General features: G+C 71.0%; 1 protein-coding gene. It reads left to right on the plus strand.

All coding sequences use genetic code 11. The features are described 5' to 3' along the window. Positions 1-28 precede the first annotated feature (28 nt). Positions 29-2,654, plus strand: a 2,626-nt coding sequence (locus I71_RS09955) for an SLBB domain-containing protein (RefSeq protein ID WP_244433741.1), incomplete at its 3' end; no start/stop codon positions are given.

The raw sequence follows: 2,654 nt of genomic DNA on the forward strand, positions 1-2,654 counted from the left end.
CAGGATATTCGCCCGAATGGTGCCGGGGGTGGCGCTCATTCTGTGGGCTTGCGTCGTGTTGGCCGACGGGCCGACGCGGAGCAATCCGTCATTGCCGCCACAGGTCACCTCGCAGGTCACGTCGCCCGCCTCTCCGGTGGAGGCGGCCTTTTCCGTGCGCGCCGGAGAAGCGTTGCGCCAGTTCGGCTATGATCTGTTCGCCCACGCAACGGATTCGGCCGCGACAGCCGAGTCGGCGCCCGGTGCCATCCAGGGCGACTATGTGCTGAACACCGGCGACACCGTGCTGGTGACCTTGCGGGGCCAGAAATCCTTCAGCAAGCGCTTTGCCGTCGACCGCAACGGCCAACTGGTGGTGGACGATCTGCGCCCGCTGACCGCTGCCGGTTTGACGCTGGATGCGCTGCGCCGGGAACTTTCCGCCGCCGTCTTGGCAACCTGGCCCAGCACGGATGCCTTCGCCTCGCTGGCGGAAGTGCGGCGAATCGGTGTGCTGGTCACCGGTGCCGTCCGCCGGCCCGGCCGGCAGGAGATCAGCGCCTTCGCCACTGTGCTGGACGCGCTGTCGGCCGCCGGCGGTGTGGACCGCGGCGGCAGCCTGCGTGCCGTGCGACTGATGCGGACAGGCGGCAGCATCACGGTCGACCTCTACGCCCTGCAGATCGGTGGAGCTGCCGGCAATGCCGACCTGCCGCTGCGCGACGGCGACAGGCTGTTCGTTCCGCCGCTGGGGGCAACCGTCGCGATTGCCGGACCGGTGAAGCGGCCGGGCATCTACGAACTGCCGCCGGGCACCGGTCCATTGTCCGCCGCGGATCTGCGCGACCTCGCCGGCGGCCCCCTGCGCCCCGGCCGTGACCGGCTTTTGCGGTTCGGCATCGGTCCCGCCGGCGAGGAGACGACGGAGGACATCGCCGACATCGATGCCAAGCGGTTCGGCAACGGCGATCTGTTGCTGCTCGCACCCGAGCGGGAGGACCGCCGGGGCGAGGTCCGGCTGGAGGGGCATGTCCTGCGTCCAGGCCCGCGCGCCCTGAGCCGGGCGAAGACCCTTCCCGGACTGCTGACCCGCGCCGATCTGCGTCCGTCCCCCTATCTGCCCTTCGCCGTTCTGGAGAGCACCGGCCAGGACATGGCGTCGCGCAACCTGCGGCCGGTCGACCTCTCCGCCGTCCTGAGCGGGCGCGACCGCCGTTCCTTGGCGGAGGACGACACGCTGTACGTGCTGGGGGCCGCCGACGTTGATTTTCTGACGGCGGAGCCGGTGCTGGCCATCCTGCGTGGCGAGCGCCAGCCGCCGCAAGAGTCCTGCCCCGGCCTGGTCGCGCTCGCCCGCACACTGGCGGCGGAACCGGACGGACCGCTCGCCACCGGGCCGCAGGCCCGCGCGGCCGCCACGCTGACCGGCGCTCGCACCGCCTGTACGCCGCTGTTCACCGCCGTTCCGGACCTTCTGCCCTTGGCCCTGCGTCACTCGGTGCTGCGGCTGACCGGCGTGGCGCGCCCCGGCTTCTACCCTGTCGCCGACGGGTCCGGGAATGTCGACGCCCGCGAGACCATCGTCGAGTCGCAGGCGCCGCACTATGAACTGGTCGGCCATGTGCGCCGTCCCGGCACCCGCCGCCTGTCGGCCGGAACCACGCTGCGCACCGTGCTGGCCGATGGCAAGGCATTGAAACGCGACGTGTATCCGCTGCTGGGCATTGTAGAACGCTACGAGCGGCGAAGCCTGTCCCGCGTCCATCTGCCATTCTCGCCGCAGGAGGTCGCGGCCGGGCGTTCCGACCGCGTCCTCGGCGACGGCGACCGCATCCACCTGTTTGCCACCGATGACATCCGCAGCCTGGTGAAGCCCGACGGAGCGGAACCGGAGGCCAGGACGGAGAGCGAAACCGAACCGTCGATGCTCGCCGCCGTGCTGGATCCTGCCATCGTTGCCGTCATTGGCGAAAGGACGGTCCAGCTGCGCGGTGCCGTCCGCGAGCCCGGCGGCTATCCCGTCGCCGACCGAACACCGTTGGCGGCTCTGGTCGCGGCGGCCGGCGGGTTGTCCGCCGACGCCGATCCGGCGGCGGCGGAACTGACAGCGGCGAACGGCACACGCATCATCGTCGATCTTGCCCGGGACGGCAGCCGCGCCGTCGGCCCCGGCGATTCGCTTCGGATCAACCCGCGCCCGCAGGCCCTGGAACCGCGGGCCGTCGCCATCGACGGTGCGGTGCGCCGCCCCGGCCGTTACGACGTCGGCCGCGGCGAGACTCTGTCGTCCCTGATCGCTCGGGCCGGCGGGCTGATCGACGATGCCTATCCCGCAGGCGCCGTCCTGACCCGCGAGAGCGAGCGCCGCCGCGAGAAGGAGCAGTTCCAGCAACAGGCCCGCGAACTGGAGCGCACTCTGGCGCTGGAAACGGAAAAGGGTGAACCGGTGAAAGCGGAAAATATCGCGCTGGCCCGCCAGCTTGCGGCACAGCTTCGCGGCGCCGAACCGCTGGGCCGTGTGGTGGTCGAAGCGGATCCCGCCGTCCTGCGCAAGCGGCCGGAACTGGACCCGCTGCTGGAGCCTGACGACCGCATCGTGATCCCGAAGCGGCCGCTGACCGTGGCAGTGGCCGGGGAGGTCTTGCACCCGACCGCTGCACAATTCGTCAGCGGCA

Source organism: Azospirillum sp. B506 (assembly GCF_000333595.1).
GTDB lineage: Bacteria > Pseudomonadota > Alphaproteobacteria > Azospirillales > Azospirillaceae > Azospirillum.